Origin of the sequence: Bartonella vaga (assembly GCF_037070895.1) — a bacterium.
In the GTDB taxonomy this organism is placed as follows: domain Bacteria; phylum Pseudomonadota; class Alphaproteobacteria; order Rhizobiales; family Rhizobiaceae; genus Bartonella.
The window spans coordinates 187,388-204,082 of sequence record NZ_JAYMZK010000001.1 but is presented as its reverse complement, the minus strand read 5'-3'; the positions used below and the strand labels follow the sequence as shown (position 1 = coordinate 204,082).

General features: G+C 37.8%; 13 protein-coding genes. 4 read left to right on the top strand and 9 right to left on the bottom strand.

The window, feature by feature from the left end; genetic code table 11:
• Positions 1 to 75: 75 nt before the first annotated feature.
• The gene (locus tag WCP76_RS00790; protein WP_336293787.1) at positions 76 to 564 is read right to left on the bottom strand and encodes a BA14K family protein; all 489 of its coding nucleotides are present in this window, start codon (positions 562 to 564) and stop codon (positions 76 to 78) included.
• A 156-nt stretch (positions 565 to 720) separates the two neighbouring features.
• Between WCP76_RS00790 and WCP76_RS00785 the strand changes: the two genes are divergently transcribed.
• Both WCP76_RS00785 and WCP76_RS00780 read left to right on the top strand, forming a co-directional pair.
• The gene (locus tag WCP76_RS00785) at positions 721 to 1,818 is read left to right on the top strand and encodes a carboxynorspermidine decarboxylase (RefSeq protein ID WP_336293786.1); all 1,098 of its coding nucleotides are present in this window, start codon (positions 721 to 723) and stop codon (positions 1,816 to 1,818) included.
• Between the two features lie 42 nt (positions 1,819 to 1,860).
• Positions 1,861 to 3,099, top strand: a complete 1,239-nt coding sequence (locus WCP76_RS00780) for a saccharopine dehydrogenase family protein (protein WP_336293785.1) — start codon at positions 1,861 to 1,863, stop codon at positions 3,097 to 3,099.
• Between the two features lie 134 nt (positions 3,100 to 3,233).
• Here WCP76_RS00780 and lpdA read toward each other — a convergent pair whose 3' ends face one another.
• The 8 genes from lpdA to WCP76_RS00740 form a co-directional block, all read right to left on the bottom strand.
• A complete protein-coding gene (gene lpdA / locus WCP76_RS00775; RefSeq protein ID WP_336293784.1) occupies positions 3,234 to 4,640 on the bottom strand; it encodes a dihydrolipoyl dehydrogenase in 1,407 nt (468 codons plus the stop codon).
• Positions 4,641 to 4,672: 32 nt separating this feature from the next.
• On the bottom strand, positions 4,673 to 5,896 hold the full coding sequence (gene odhB, locus WCP76_RS00770) for a 2-oxoglutarate dehydrogenase complex dihydrolipoyllysine-residue succinyltransferase (protein ID WP_336293783.1): 1,224 nt from the start codon (positions 5,894 to 5,896) through the stop codon (positions 4,673 to 4,675).
• Positions 5,897 to 5,929: 33 nt separating this feature from the next.
• Positions 5,930 to 8,929 (bottom strand): 2-oxoglutarate dehydrogenase E1 component, encoded by a 3,000-nt coding sequence (locus WCP76_RS00765; RefSeq protein ID WP_336293782.1) that lies wholly within the window; start codon positions 8,927 to 8,929, stop codon positions 5,930 to 5,932.
• A gap of 160 nt (positions 8,930 to 9,089) precedes the next feature.
• Entirely contained in the window at positions 9,090 to 9,992 is a 903-nt protein-coding gene (gene sucD, locus WCP76_RS00760; RefSeq protein ID WP_336293781.1) for a succinate--CoA ligase subunit alpha, read from the bottom strand.
• Between the two features lie 3 nt (positions 9,993 to 9,995).
• Positions 9,996 to 11,192, bottom strand: a complete 1,197-nt coding sequence (gene sucC / locus WCP76_RS00755) for an ADP-forming succinate--CoA ligase subunit beta (RefSeq protein WP_336293780.1) — start codon at positions 11,190 to 11,192, stop codon at positions 9,996 to 9,998.
• An 86-nt stretch (positions 11,193 to 11,278) separates the two neighbouring features.
• Positions 11,279 to 12,241: a malate dehydrogenase gene (mdh, locus tag WCP76_RS00750; protein WP_336293779.1), complete on the bottom strand. Its 963-nt coding sequence runs from the start codon at positions 12,239 to 12,241 to the stop codon at positions 11,279 to 11,281.
• 290 nt (positions 12,242 to 12,531) lie between these two features.
• A complete protein-coding gene (gene zapE / locus WCP76_RS00745; RefSeq protein ID WP_336293778.1) occupies positions 12,532 to 13,689 on the bottom strand; it encodes a cell division protein ZapE in 1,158 nt (385 codons plus the stop codon).
• A gap of 97 nt (positions 13,690 to 13,786) precedes the next feature.
• Positions 13,787 to 14,323, bottom strand: a complete 537-nt coding sequence (locus tag WCP76_RS00740; RefSeq protein WP_336293777.1) for an AprI/Inh family metalloprotease inhibitor — start codon at positions 14,321 to 14,323, stop codon at positions 13,787 to 13,789.
• A 232-nt stretch (positions 14,324 to 14,555) separates the two neighbouring features.
• Between WCP76_RS00740 and dapF the strand changes: the two genes are divergently transcribed.
• Both dapF and mtaB read left to right on the top strand, forming a co-directional pair.
• Positions 14,556 to 15,416 (top strand): diaminopimelate epimerase, encoded by an 861-nt coding sequence (gene dapF, locus WCP76_RS00735; RefSeq protein ID WP_336293776.1) that lies wholly within the window; start codon positions 14,556 to 14,558, stop codon positions 15,414 to 15,416.
• A complete protein-coding gene (gene mtaB, locus WCP76_RS00730; protein WP_336293775.1) occupies positions 15,407 to 16,690 on the top strand; it encodes a tRNA (N(6)-L-threonylcarbamoyladenosine(37)-C(2))-methylthiotransferase MtaB in 1,284 nt (427 codons plus the stop codon). The genes dapF and mtaB overlap by 10 nt, the downstream gene beginning before the upstream one ends.
• The last annotated feature ends 5 nt before the right edge of the window (positions 16,691 to 16,695 follow it).

Here is a 16,695-nt window from a genome sequence, read left to right as displayed (position 1 = left end):
TTCTCAAAAAAAATTATTGTGTAAAAAATTTCTCAACATACAAACATCTCAAAGAGTTTTTATATTGGATAATTTTTATCCTTTAAAAAAACGTGAAAAACACGCCTTACGAGGCCCATGAAAAGGTTGATAGCTATTATCATTTTTATTGTAAGAACGATAGCGCTCATGACAAGATTCTATATGCTTTTTAAGCATCCATGGCTCTTTTTTCTCCAAAGGAGGGGTTAACAACATTCTTTTTTTCTCTAGTACGGCTTTTGATGACGCAAGTTTTGTATTTATATCTGGAAATACAACAAAGGCTGCTTCAGGATACCACCAATTATCTTTATACTTACGATAACCACTCCGATAATGATGATAACCTTTAAAACCATTAAGTTCCCTACGTCCTGTAAAAATTAAAGGAACCGAATTCTTTTGAATAAAAACTTGAGAGGCTACTTTTGCTTCGGCTTCACCCTTATTTTGTACTAAATCAACAATATTGTTTATTATAATGAAAAAACTGCTACCAGATATAAAAGCCAAAGCGTAATATAATTTTCTTTTCATACACATAACACAAATCTCAAAATAATAAAAATAAAACGAAGCTACAGAAAATATTTTTACCGCTAGACAAAAAAATATTCTTTTCCCTTGAGATATTCTGTCGCTCTTTGTACTAAACGTTAATCTTAGCAATAAGATCCTTAAAAAGAGAACAGATAAACAATGATAAGAACTCCCTATTATCTTATAGATAAATCCAAGCTGATAAAAAATATGGAAATTATCGCTCGCTTACGTGAACTGTCTGGAGCAAAAATCTTGCTTGCTCTGAAATGTTTTGCCACATGGAGCTTGTTTGATTTAATGTCTGAGTTTATGGATGGAACCACATCATCGTCCCTTTATGAACTGCGTTTAGGAAGAGAAAAATTCGGCAAAGAAACCCATGCCTATTCAGTCGCCTGGGCAGATCATGAAATTGATGAAGCATGTAGTTACGCAGATAAAATTATTTTTAACTCCATTCAACAACTTCGACGCTTTGCTGATGCAACAAAAAACATTCAACGAGGACTAAGGTTAAATCCAGGAATCAGCGCATCTAATTTTGATATCGCCAATCCCTCTAGACCTTTTAGCCGCTTAGGAGAAACTAATCAGAGCACTATTAAAGAAGTTCTACCCTTTATTAATGGATTGATGATCCACAACAATTGCGAAAACGCAGATTTTAATCTTTTTAATAAAATGCTGAATCGCATGGAAGAAAAATTTGCAGAACTTTTCGCTGCAGTTGACTGGATAAGCCTTGGCGGTGGAATTCACTTCACAGCTGAAAATTATCCTCTAGAAGCTTTTGCAGAACGCTTAAAACATTTCTCAAAAACTCATGGTGTGACGGTTTTTCTAGAACCAGGAGAAGCTGCTATTACTAAAAGCACTACACTAGAAGTAAGTGTTCTTGATACATTGTATAATGAAAAAAACCTCGCGATCGTTGATAGTTCCATTGAAGCACATATGCTTGATCTTTTAATTTATCGTGAAAATGCCAAATTAGAACCAAATCAGGGACCTTACGAAATTATGGTCTGCGGAAAATCTTGCCTTGCTGGTGATATTTTTGGAACATTTCAGTTTCCTAAACCTCTAAAAATAGGTGACAAACTATCTTTTCAAGATGCTGCAGGTTATACAATGGTCAAAAAAAACTGGTTTAATGGTATCGCAATGCCTGCCATTGTCATCAAAGAGTTTGATGGTACACTAAAACTTCAACACCAGTTTAATTACAGTGATTATCAAAAAAGTCTTTCATAGAAAAATAACATACAACACTATTGAAAAGGAGATAAACCTACGATGAAGAAAAATGTTCTCATTATTGGTGCTGGAGGTGTTGCACAAGTTGTTGCGCACAAATGTGCTCAAAACAACGATATTCTTGGTGAAATTCATATAGCTTCACGAACACTCCAAAAATGTGAAGCCATCATTGCTTCTATAAAAGAAAAAAACACTATGAAAAAACAAGGGGCTCTTCAAGGTCATGAGCTCGATGCAATGAATGTGGAAGAAACTGTAAAAATTATTAAAAAAACAAAATGCGAAATTGTCATTAATGTTGGGTCATCTTTTCTTAATATGTCTATTCTTTCAGCTTGTATTCAAGCAAAATGTGCCTATATCGATACCGCAATTCACGAAGACCCTCTAAAAATTTGTGAAACACCTCCTTGGTATAGCAATTATGAATGGCCTCGGCGTCAAGAATGTGAAAAAGCTGGGATAACTGCTATTTTGGGAGCAGGCTTTGATCCTGGTGTTGTTAATGCTTATGCAGCACTTGCACGTGATGACTACTTCGATATAATTACTGATATTGATATTATTGATATTAATGCTGGAAACCACGGACGCTGGTTTGCTACCAATTTTGATCCAGAAATTAATTTTCGAGAATTTACAGGGCAGGTGTGGTCCTGGCAAAATAAAAAGTGGACTTCCAATAAAATGTTTGAAATTAGCCATGAATGGGATCTACCCGTTGTTGGAAAGCAAACAGCCTACATGTCAGGACATGATGAAATCCACTCATTATCTAAAAATTTAGATGTTAAGAACATCCGCTTCTGGATGGGATTTAGTGAACGTTATATAACTGTTTTTACAGTTTTGAAAAATCTTGGACTCTTATCCGAACAGCCCATAAAAACGGCAGAAGGCCAAGAAGTTGTCCCTTTGAAAGTCGTAAAAGCTGTCTTACCTAATCCTTCCTCTTTAGCGCCTGATTATACAGGAAAAACCTGTATTGGAGATCTCGTTAAAGGTGAAAAAGATGGCAAATCAAGAGAAGTCTTCATATATAATATAACCGATCACAAACAAGCTTTCAATGAAACAGGTTCACAAGGTATTTCTTATACAGCTGGTGTACCAGCAGCAGCAGCAGCCATTCTTATTGCTACCGGTGAATGGGATGTTAAAACCATGGTCAATGTAGAAGAATTACCACCACATCCCTTCCTAAAATATCTGGATTATATGGGTCTTTCTACTTATATAAGAGAACGACAAGAAGATAAAAAATTACAGTTTTAAACTTTTCTTATATATCAGTTTCAGATACAGAAAACCGCTCTTTTCAGAGCGGTTTTTCCAAGAACACATAACAATAAAGTCACAGAAAAGTATCTTTTAGTTTTTTAAAAGCACCGTAACCTCTAAAAGAAAACTTAAATATGAAGAGGTTTAGCGAATGTTGCTAAAGCTGCTTCCCGCACCGCTTCTGACAAGGTAGGATGCGCGTGGCAACAACGTCCTAGATCTTCTGATGAACCACCAAATTCCATTAAAACTGCAATTTCATGTATCATTTCACCAGCACCAAATCCAAGAATATGCCCACCCAAAACTCTATCTGTCTTTTTATCAGCAAGAATTTTAACAAATCCATCACTTTGTTGCATAGCACGTGCACGACCATTGGCCATGAATGGAAATTTGCCAACATTATAATCAATACTAGAAGCTTTAAGTTCTTCTTCTGTTTTTCCTACACTAGCAATTTCTGGCTGTGTATAAACAACACTAGGAATAACATCAAAGTTAACGTGTCCCTTTTGACCGGCCAAAATTTCAGCGACAGCAACACCTTCTTCTTCTGCTTTATGCGCTAACATTGGTCCTTTAACAACATCACCAATCGCATAAATTCCTGGAACATTCGTTTGCCAATGCGCATCAATCGCAATAAAGCCGCGTTCATCCAATTGAATCCCAGCTTCCACCAAACCAAGACCTTCTGTATAGGGAGAACGCCCAGTAGCAATAAGTACAACATCAGCGTCTAAAGTTTCAGATGCACCACCTTTAACCGCTTCACAACTCACCTGAGCACTTGAACCAGATCGAGTAATGGCTGTTACCTTTGTACCAGTCTTATATTCAATTCCTTGTTTTTCCATTATTTTTTGGAACTGTCGTGAAACTTCACCATCCATTGATCCTAAAACTTTGTTAAGATATTCAATAATAGTAACTTTAGCGCCTAAGCGGCTCCAAACCGAACCTAGCTCTGAACCAATAACACCAGCTCCAACAACAATCATACGCGCTGGTATTTTTTCAAGAGCAATCGCTCCCGTAGAAGATACAATAACCTTCTCATCAACTTCAACACTTACACCTGGAACGCTTGAACTTGCTGAACCCGTAGCAATAATAATATTCTTTGTTGCAATCTTTTGTTTATGACCATCCCTAGCAACAATTTCAATTTGATCTGCGCCTAAAATTTTAGCTGTACCAAAAAAAGTATCAACTTTATTCTTTTTCATCAAAAAAGAAATACCACTGGTATTGGCTGTTACAACAGCTTTTTTATGCGTCATCATCTGCTCAAGATTAAGCTTAGGTTTTGAAATAGAAATACCGAGTGTTTCAAATCCATGCTGCGCCTCAGCAAACACTTCGGAAGCATGTAATAATGCCTTAGAAGGAATGCAACCAACATTAAGACATGTGCCACCAAGTGTCATACGCTTTTCAATAATTGCTGTTTTAAGACCCAATTGCGCTGCTTTGATTGCTGCTACATAACCTCCTGGACCCGCTCCGATTACAACTACATCATAAGACATCCATTTTTCCTTTCATCTTGAAAACTGTACTTTTACAAGTCAAGAACAAGGCGTTCCGGATCTTCCAAACTTTCCTTAACACGTACAAGGAAAGTGACAGCTTCTTGTCCATCTACAATACGATGGTCATAAGAAAGCGCCAAATACATCATAGGTCGGATCACGATTTGTCCCCCAACAACCACTGCTCGTTCTTTAATCGTATGCATACCCAAGATACCAGACTGTGGTGCATTCAAAATTGGCGTGGACATTAACGAGCCATACACTCCCCCATTTGTAATGGTAAAAGTCCCGCCTTGCATATCAGAAACTGCCAATTTTCCATCACGAGCAAGGCGGCCAAGACGGCCAATCTCTTTTTCAATTTCTGCCAAAGACATCTGATCTGCATCACGAACCACTGGAACAACAAGTCCTTTATCTGTTCCAACAGCGATTCCAACATTGACGTAGTTTTTGTAAACAATATCTGTCCCATCAATTTCTGCATTGATAGCAGGGAGTTCTTTTAATGCATGACAAACAGCCTTAGTAAAAAATCCCATAAAACCAAGCTTAACACCATGCTTCTTTTCAAAAAGATCTTTATAACGCTTGCGTAAATCCATCACAGCAGACATATCAACTTCATTAAATGTGGTTAACATTGCTGTTGTATTCTGTGCATCTTTAAGACGACGAGCAATTGTTTGACGTAACTTTGTCATACGAACCCGCTCTTCACGCATTTCCTGAGTAGCAACAACTGAAGAGCTGGAGGAAGAGCTGGCTGTAGAAGCCATAAGAGCAGGTGCTTTTGTTCCTTGTGCCAAGGCATTCAGAACATCTTCCTTGAGAATTTGTCCACGTTTTCCAGAACCTGAAATATCGCTTTTTGCAATATTATTTTCAGCCATCAATTTTGCTGCTGAAGGTGCAGGAGGCATTGTATCACTCGAAGATAACTGTTCCAATTCAGATGTTACCGCTGGAACAGGTACTTTAGAAGATGATGGTGATTTAGAAATACCTGAAACTCCAGCTTCAACTGCCCCTAAGAGCGCATTCACTTCAACTGTATCGCCTTCTTTTGCAATGATTTCAGATAATTTTCCCGCAATAGGCGAAGGAACTTCAACTGTTACCTTATCAGTTTCTAATTCAACTAAGGGCTCATCCATAGCAACAGCTTCGCCAAGTTTTTTAAACCATTTACCAACCGTTGCTTCGGTAACCGATTCACCCAAAGTAGGAACACGGATTTCAGTAGTCATAATATTTTTTCCATACATCAGAGTAATAATAAATTAAGAGCCTAATGCATCTTCAAGAAACGCAGCAAGCTGTTCAAGGTGTTTCACCATCAACCCAGAGGCTGGTGATGCACTTGCAGGACGCCCTGCATAACGTGCACGTGAATATTGTGCATTAATATGTGTCAAAACCCATTCTAAATAAGGCTCAATAAATGACCAAGCCCCCATATTTTTTGGTTCTTCTTGGCACCAAACAACTTCCGCTTGTAAAAAACGTGACAATACATTCACTAAATTTTTCGCTGGGAAAGGATAAAGCTGTTCAATACGAAGCAAGTAGATATCATCAATGCCTCTCTTTTCACGTTCTTCATAAAGATCGTAATAAACCTTGCCCGTACAAAGAACAATACGGCGAATTTTATTATCTTTCTGCAATTTGATGGCAGAATTTTTGAGACATTCTGCATCATCAAGCAATACACGCTGAAAATTCGTTTCTGCTCCCATCTCACTTAAAGAAGAAACTGCTCGTTTATGACGCAAAAGTGATTTTGGTGTCATTAAAATTAAAGGCTTACGGAAATCGCGTTTAATTTGCCGACGTAAAATATGAAAATAATTTGCAGGGGTTGTACAATTAGCAACCTGCATATTATCTTCCGCACAAAGTTGAAGAAAACGTTCTAAACGTGCTGAAGAATGCTCTGGCCCTTGCCCTTCGAAACCATGAGGCAACAAACAAACAAGACCAGACATGCGAAGCCACTTACGCTCTGCAGATGAAATAAATTGGTCAAAAATGACCTGTGCACCATTAGAGAAATCACCAAACTGTGCTTCCCAAAGCGTTAATCCCCTTGGTTCAGCAAGGGAATATCCATATTCAAAACCAAGAACAGCTTCTTCAGAAAGCATAGAATTAACAACTTCATAAAAAGCTTGTCCCTTTTTCAAATTATTTAAAGGGATATAACGCGCTTCATTTTCTTGATCATAAAGAACTGAATGACGTTGTGAAAAAGTTCCACGTTCAACATCCTCACCGGAAAGACGAACTGGCGCTCCTTCTGAACAAAGAGAACCAAAAGCTAAAGCTTCGGCTGTTGCCCAATCAACAGCTTCACCGGTTTCAAAAATTTTAGCCCGGCTGTTTAAAAAACGCTGGATGGTTTTATGAACATGGAAATCTGCTGGTATTTCTACAAGCTTTTTACCAATTTCTTTTAAATCTTTTAACTCAACACCTGTCGTTTTAGAATATTGCTCATCAGCATTACTGAAAGCTTTAAGCCCCGTCCAACTTCCATCAAGCCAATCAGCTTTGTTGGGTTTATAAGAAGCACTCGCTTCAAATTCAACTTCAAGCTTATCGCGCCATAGTTTTTTCTGTTGTTCAATTTCTTCTGAAGAAACCACACCTCCCGCTACCAACTTATCTCCATAAAGTTGGAGGGTAGTCCGGTGATTACGGATAGCTTTATACATAAGAGGTTGTGTAAAGGAAGGCTCATCGCCCTCATTATGTCCAAAACGACGATAACAGAACATATCAATAACAACTGACTTATGAAAAATTTGACGAAATTCTGTTGCTAATTTTGCAACAAAGACAACAGCTTCAGGATCATCACCATTTACATGGAAAATTGGCGCATCAATCATTTTTGCCACATCTGACGGATAAGGCGAAGAGCGTGAAAAGCGTGGATCTGTTGTAAAACCAATCTGATTATTGATAATCACATGTATAGAGCCCGCAACGCTATAACCTTTAAGGCCTGAAAGTCCAAAAGTTTCCTGAATTACACCTTGTCCTGCAAAAGCAGCATCACCATGAATAAGTAACGGCAAGATTTTTGAACGCTCGCTTAATGGCAGCTCATCAGCGTACATAGAGCCGGCAAGTTTGTCTTGTTTAGCACGGGCCTTGCCAATAACAACTGGATCAACAATTTCAAGATGAGATGGGTTAGCCAAAAGCGATAAATGCACCTTTTTTCCATCAAATTCAAGATCTGTTGAAGTTCCTAAATGATACTTGACATCACCTGATCCCTCTACATCATCTGGCTTATAAGATCCACCTTTGAATTCATGAAAAATAGCTCGATGTGGCTTTGCAAAAACTTGTGAAAGAACATTTAAACGACCACGATGGGCCATCCCTAAAACAATTTCCTGTACACCTAAAGCACTACCGCATTGAATAATCTGTTCAAGAGCAGGAATTAACGCTTCACCACCATCAAGTCCAAAACGTTTTGTTCCTTTATATTTTATATCTAAAAACTGCTCAAACCCTTCTGCTTCAATAAGTTTGTTAAGGATAGCCTTCTTGTCTTTCTGAGTAAAGACAACGTTCTTATTTGATCCCTCAATACGCTCTTGAAGCCATGCTTTTTGGACAGGATCAGAAATATGCATATATTCCATCCCAATCGTCGAACAGTAGATACGATTGAGGATCTCGAGAATCTGGGGAATAGTTGCATATTCCACCCCTAAAACATTATCAATAAAAATTGGACGCTCATAATCAGCAGGAGTAAATCCATAAGCTTCCGGAGACAGTTCTTTGTAATCCTCAATTTTTTCTGCTAATTTAAGAGGATCAAGCTGTGCACGAAGATGCCCTCGTGCTCGAAAAGCACGAATCATCATGAGTGCCTGAACAGAATCGCGTGTTGCTAAAATAACATCTTGTTTGCTAAAGATTTCTCCCTTTTCTGCAGCACCGGATGTCGTTTTTTTCTTTAACTTATCACCAAAATATTGCTCAAGAGAAGACCAATCTCCATCAAGAGCAGAAACTAACTCACCATTTGCCTTTAATGGCCAATGATTACGTTGCCAAGTTGCTCCTTCAGCATTTTTGAGTACATCTTCTTTATTATCCTGAAGATTTTTAAAAAAACTACGCCATTGTGAATCCACGCTGGTGGGATCTTTTTCATATTCAGCATAAAGTTGATCTATATAATCTGCATTTCCACCATACAGAAAAGACGTTTGTGCAAAAAGACTGTTTATCTCGTCCTGCCTTGCCATATACCTCTCCGGAACACTTTATTCCGTCTCCTTATATTTCTTTTCAACCTTTAAATGTCTGAAAAGAAAGCCATGCTCTAAAGATTAAAAAAGTTTCATCTTTTTTATACTCTATACTTCACCTACATAAGAACACATGTTACGCATATAAAGTTTTCTTTTATCCCTTCAAAATCGACATCAAAGTCTTTCCTATCTGCGAAGGTGAAGGAGATATCTGAATTCCAGCTGATTCCATTGCAGAAATTTTATCTTCTGCACCACCTTTACCGCCAGAAATAACAGCACCAGCATGCCCCATTGTACGTCCTGGAGGAGCTGTACGACCAGCAATAAAACCAACAACCGGCTTCTTACGACCTTTTTTTGCTTCATCTTTGAGAAACTGAGCTGCTTCTTCTTCAGATGAACCACCAATCTCACCAATCATCACAATGAACTGAGTTTCATCATCAGCTAAAAACATTTCCAACACATCAATAAACTCAGTACCTTTAATAGGGTCACCACCAATACCAATAGCTGTTGTCTGTCCAAGACCTTCATTACTTGTTTGAAAAACTGCCTCATAAGTTAAAGTTCCAGACCGTGAAACAATCCCAACAGAGCCTTTTCTAAAAACAGAACCAGGCATAATACCAATCTTACATTCATTTGGCGTGAGAATACCAGGACAATTTGGACCAATAAGACGTGATTGTGATTTTTCTAATCGAGCCTTTACTCTAACCATATCCATAACTGGAATGCCTTCCGTAATACAGATAATTAAACGAATCTCAGCATCAATGGCTTCTATAATAGCGGCCGCTGCCCCTGCAGGAGGAACATAAATAACAGAAGCATCCGCACCTGTTTTTTCTTTTCCTTCTGCAACACTTGCAAAAATAGGAAGAGTTTCACCTTTTGAACCTTTCCATACCTCACCACCTTTTTTAGGATTAACACCACCAACCATTTGTGTACCATGATAAGCAAGCGCCTGTTCTGTATGAAACGTTCCTGTTTTTCCTGTAAGCCCCTGAACCAGAACTCTCGTATCTTTATTCACAAGAATTGACATAACTTAAGCTCCCTTCACGGCTGCAACAATTTTTTTAGCAGCATCATCTAAATCATCAGCGGGAATAACGTTCAAACCGCTGTCACTGATAATCGCTTTACCCTGCTCAACGTTTGTACCTTCAAGACGAACAACCAAAGGAACCTTTAAACCAACTTCCCTAACAGCAGCAACCACACCTTCAGCAATAACATCGCAACGCATGATACCACCAAAAATATTAACTAAAATGCCTTTAACATTTGGATCAGCAGTGATAATTTTAAAAGCAGCAGTTACTTTTTCTTGTGAAGCTCCACCACCGACATCAAGGAAATTTGCTGGCTCAGCCCCATAAAGCTTAATAATATCCATTGTTGCCATAGCAAGACCCGCACCATTGACCATACAACCAATTGTGCCATTAAGAGCAACATAAGCAAGATCATGCTTTGATGCTTCTATCTCCTTTGGATCTTCTTCTGAAAGATCACGTAGTTCCAAAATTTCTGGATGACGGAACAGAGCATTATTATCAAAAGAAACTTTTGCATCAAGAACACGCAAATGGCCATTTTTCATTACAATAAGCGGATTAATTTCAAGAAGACTCATGTCTTTTTCACAAAACACTTTATAAAGAATTGGAAAAAGTTTTTCACCATCTTCTCGTGCACTATCACGCAAATCCAATGCATCACATAACTTTATACAATCAATAGAAGTAACACCCTGCGTAGCATCAATTGGTAGAGTTAATATTTTTTCAGGTGTTTTTTCAGCAACCGTTTCAATATCCATTCCCCCTTCTGTTGAAACAACGAAGGCTATTCGACCAACCGCACGATCAACCAAAAGTGAAAGGTAAAGCTCTCGTTCAATATCGGCACCATCCTCAATATAAAGACGATTCACTTGCTTCCCCTCTGGACCAGTTTGTTTGGTTACCAAAGTTTTACCAAGCATTTCTTGGGCATATGCAACAACTTCTTCAACAGATTTTGCAAGCCGAACACCACCCTTTGAGTCAGAACCAAGTTCCTTAAATTTTCCCTTACCACGACCACCAGCATGTATTTGACTTTTAACCACATAAAGCGGCCCAGGCAATTTTTTTGCCCAGGTTTCAGCTTGCTCTACAGAATAAACAGCAACACCACTTGCAATTGGTGCTCCATATGCATGAAGCAGACGTTTTGCCTGATATTCATGGATATTCATACATTTGTCCTTTTCTTTTATGAATTGCTTTATTAAGCTTTGAATACAAGTAGTTAAATAACTTAACGAACGGAAGCTTACTCAATTTACTCGAGACTAGGCACAATAGTGATACAAGCTTCACAAAGCTTTTGTACTGCATTCACAGAATGCTCAAAAGCACTTCTTTCCTCTTTATCAAGATCAATTTCTATAATCCGTTCAACACCACCTGAGCCAAGTACAACGGGAACACCGACATATGTATCATTAACCCCGTATTCACCTGAAAGATAGGCAGCAACAGGGATAACACGCTTAGTGTCCTTCAAATAGGCTTCAGCCATAGAAACAGCAGAAGCCGCTGGTGCGTAAAAAGCTGAACCCGTTTTTAACAAACTAACAACTTCGGCACCACCATCACGGGTACGCTGGATAATTTGATCAATTTTTTCCTGTGTTGTCCAACCCATCTTAATAAGATCAGGCAAAGGAATACCACCAACCGTTGAGTAACGCACCAAAGGCACCATTGAATCACCATGCCCCCCCAAAACAAACGCAGTTACATCTTTAACTGAAACATTAAATTCCTTAGATAAGAAATAACGAAAACGTGCCGAATCAAGAATACCAGCCATACCAACTACTTTATGTGTAGGAAGACCTGAAAATTTCTGTAGTGCCCATACCATCGCATCAAGGGGATTCGTAATACAAATAACAAAAGCTGAAGGCGCATATTTTTTAATTCCTGCACTTACTTGTTCCATCACTTTTAGATTAATACCCAAAAGGTCATCACGGCTCATACCTGGTTTTCGTGCAACTCCCGCTGTTACAATAATAACATCCGCGTCTTCAATTGCTTCATAAGTATTAGTACCTTTTAAATTGACATCAAAACCATCAACAGGCGAAGATTCAGCAATATCGAGAGCTTTCCCCTGTGGCAAACCTTCTGCAATATCAAATAGGACAACATCACCAAGCTCTTTAAGCCCAATAATATGCGCTAACGTTCCACCAATCATACCCGAGCCAATAAGAGCTATTTTTTTTTGTGCCATTTTATTTCTTTCTAACACTAGATCAATCAGCGCACATTTATGAGCGCCAGTATACTGAATATTTTCTTATCTTATTCATATTTCCAATAATGTCATCAAATATAAAATTTATCCCATTTTTTTCATCACAGAAGCAATAATCTCCTGTAAAAACAATTGTTAGAAAACTACCATGCTGTATCGATAAAGTGAATTTAAAAAAAATACAATAGAATTATTATACTTCTTTTATTTTCAAATAAGTTACTGTTTTTTTGATCTATGTAAAGGAAAAGGTATAATCAGCTTTTCTATTTCAAAAGAAAACGCTCTGCCCAAAGTTTTAAATAATCTTGACTTTGCATTTCATAAAGACGCGATTGCGTTCTTTTAAACTCAAAGGTTTCTATTGTCTGTGCACATCCTTTATACAAATTCTCAAGTATAGCTGCCGCTGACATAAACAATCTTATGTTGCGTTCATAGAGAATATCAATAAGTAAAATAAACCGTTTTGTTTCATTGCGACACGTATCATCCATCACAGGCACGTTATCGATAAAAATAGTATGATAACGTTTTCCTAGTGCTAAATAGTCAGCTGCTGCCAAAGGCTTCACACACAAATCTTTATAATCAAATCGTGCACAACCTGCTCCGGAGCGTGAAATATGAATAAGACGCCCTCTTACAGAAAGTTCATCAGATATTTCCTTCTGCCCTTGTAGCACCAACGCCCACGATTGATCCATGCATTTATTTGCTTCTAATCCTAACGGTGTCATATACACATTTTGTAGATCCGATTTATCAAGACGATAATCTGTTTTTGCATCAAGATTTATAATATGAACGCGTGCTTTCAAAATTTGAATAAAAGGCAAAAAAAGCTCTCGGTTTAAACCGTTATAATAAAGATTATCAGGAGCAACATTTGAAGTAGCAATAAAAAAAACCCCTTTATCAAATAAGGCAGAAACAAGGCGCCCCAACACCATAGCGTCAGCAATATCTGTTACACTAAATTCATCAAAACAAAGAACCTGGGCTTCTTGTGCCAAATCTGCAGAAACAGCTAAAATGGGATCATGTTGTCCGGATTTTTTTCGTGTTGATGCTTGGCGATAAATATTAATGCGCTCATGCACATCAACCATGAAATCATTAAAATGTGCGCGCTTTTTACGCTTCTGCTGCAAACAAGAAAAGAACAAATCCATCAACATAGTTTTGCCCCGTCCTACTTCACCGTAAATATACAGCCCCTGAAAAAAACCATCTTGTTTTGAAAAAGAAGTTTGTTTTTCTCTCTTAAAGAAACGCCAGAATTTACAAGGACGAGGAATGTTTTTCTCTGCAATTTCTTTTAATAAATAGTCAAAACGTTCTGCTAAGGATTGTTGAGCTGGATCAAAGCTGATTTCTCCTTTACAGACCAACTCTTTATAATGCGTTGAAACTAAAATCATCCAAATAACCTTTTTCAATACGTTTTTAATGAACGGTGGAAATTCTCTTCATAGCTTTAACGTATCTCTTACTTTTTCATAAATGGCTTTAAAAAATTTAACGACTTAAAACAACTAGATGATTATTAAGTGTCCGCCCTTCAAAACGATCAATATTAGAAGAATAAAAAACAACGATAATGCGTCCTGAATTATTATAAAAATACAACCTCTTTCCTTTAACATCCCATGATTTTACCTGAGAAAAGATTCCCGAGCAATGTAAAGGAGCAGCACGATATCCTTGACCAAATTTTGTTTGTGGTGTTGCAATTCGGCAAACTTTTCCACCAACAGAAAGATTCCACACTCCAGCAATACTTGCAGGAAACAAATCAACGGCATCGTTTGGCAGTTCAAGCTTAGCCATTTGCCCATCAGTTTGAGAATCTCCTTTTTCATACATTGAAACATTTGATGCTTCAGATACGGATGAACTATCAGATACCACTTCAAATGTTGACATTTGTTGAACTGGATAAAAAACTTCTGCTGTGTTGCTACTATCGTTACTGCCAAACTGCGACGTCGAACATCCCCCTAAAAGAGTTACAGTTAACATTGCAACGAAAGGCGAAATTTTTGAAAATGACATATTTATACTCTTTCCTATGACAAGAACATAGATTCACTCAAAAAAATAGGTGAACATTTTTTATATGACTTTTACAAAGATAAATTAACAAATAAAAAAAATAGGGTGAAAACTTTCTATTTTAGACGATAAATAATTCCTTCTAGTAGTTTATGTTTACCAAGTACTAGAAATTTATAAGATTCTCAGTCATATATTTCTTATGAATAATCATTAGAAATAGAGAAATTTCATGAAAACGCCATTTAGCAAAATGAATGGTCTTGGAAATAAAATCATTGTTGTTGATATGCGTGAAAGTACATACGCTATCACACCACAAGCAATCTTTGCTTTATCAGAAGATCCAAAAATGCATTTTGATCAAATTATGGCTATCCATCCACCAAGTCTAAAGGAAGCCGACTTCCGCATAGAAATATGGAATGCTGATGGTTCAATGGCTAAGGCTTGCGGTAACGGCACTCGTTGTGTAATTGCGTGGCTCACAGACCACAATCTAGGTGAAACATTTAGATTGGAAATGCCTACTGGAATTGTTAAAGGTAAGCGCCAAACCAATAATCTTATCTCTGTCGATATGGGGTGTCCAAATTTCAATCCCCGAAAAATGTCTGTTTCACGTGAAATAATTGATACTAATCACTTAGAAATTACGGCTGGACCCTTAAAGGATGCTTGCCTTATATCTGTTGGTAACCTCCACGCTGTTTTTTTTGTTAAGAATAATATTCAACATATTCCCTTAGAAGAGTATGGACCAAAACTTGAACATGATCCTCTTTTTCTAGAAGGTTGTAATATTTCTATTGCTTTTGTAACATCACAAAAAAGCCTAAATTTACGCACATGGGAAAGAGGGGTCGGGTTAACACAAGCATGTGGTAGCGCTGCTTGTGCCAGTGCGGTGGCTGCTTATAGGCGTGGACTCACAAAACGCCATATCAACGTGAATTTACCTGGGGGAACACTTGATATTTTTTATAAAAAAGACGATCACATTATTATGACTGGCCCAATTGAATATGAATTTAGTGGTTTTCTTAATCCTTTAACAGGGAACTACAAAAAGGATCGTTTTTTATGGCGATAGAAATTGTAACACTAGGTTGCCGACTCAATAGCTATGAATCAGAAATTATACGCAAAAAAACTGCTTCTTCTGGACTCGATAAGCTGAAAGATGGTGCTATTATCTTTAATACTTGCGCAGTCACTGCTGAAGCTGTACGACAAGCAAAACAAGCAATCCGCAGAGCTAGACGTGAAAACCCTCATGCTCGCATTATCGTCACGGGATGTGCTGCACAAACAGAAGCACAAAATTTTGCCTCTATGACAGAGGTAGATCTCGTTTTAGGCAACGAAGACAAACTTCATGCCCATTCTTATCGCCAGCTTCCTGATTTTGGCATAAACCATTCTGAAAAAGTGCTTATCAATGACATCATGGAAGTTAAAAAAATTGCTCCACATATAGTTAGTGCAATGAAAGAGCGCACACGTGCTTTTGTACAGGTGCAAAATGGCTGTGATCATCGTTGTACATTTTGTATTATCCCTTATGGGCGCGGACCATCACGCTCAGTTCCCATGGGGGCTGTAGTTGAACAAATAAAAAAACTCACAGGAAATGGTATCCAAGAAATTGTTCTAACGGGCGTGGATCTTACAAGTTATGGTCACGACCTCCCTGGAAAAGCAACCTTAGGAAAATTAACTTCAGCTATTTTACGCCACATTCCCGATTTACCCCGATTGCGCCTTTCATCAATAGATTCTATTGAAACAGATGAAGAACTAATCAATCTCTTAGCTTATGAAAAAAGAATAATGCCTCATCTGCATTTATCTTTGCAAGCAGGCGATAATATGATTCTAAAAAGAATGAAAAGACGGCACTTGCGTGAACATGCAATTCAATTTTGCCAAGATTTGCGCGCTAAACGCCCTACAATTGTTTATGGTGCTGATTTAATTGCTGGCTTCCCCACAGAAACAGAAGAAATGTTCCAAAACAGCCTCTCTTTGATTGATGAATGTAATTTAACACATCTCCATATCTTTCCTTTTAGTCCAAGAGAAGGAACACCTGCAGCACGTATGCCACAAATAAACCGTAGAATAATTAAGATGCGTGCAGAAAAATTGCGTAAAGCAGGTAAAGAAGCTTACCAAAAGCATTTAGCTCACTTACAAAACAGTCAGCAAAAAGTTCTCATTGAAAAAAATGAAATCGGACGAACAGAAGATTACACTCTTGTACAAATAAAAGGTGCAAAAGATGGAACAATTGTTCAAGCCCTTATCGTTGATCATGATGGTGATAAATTGATTGCTGTCCCACAAAAATTAAATGCAGCTTGAGCAGG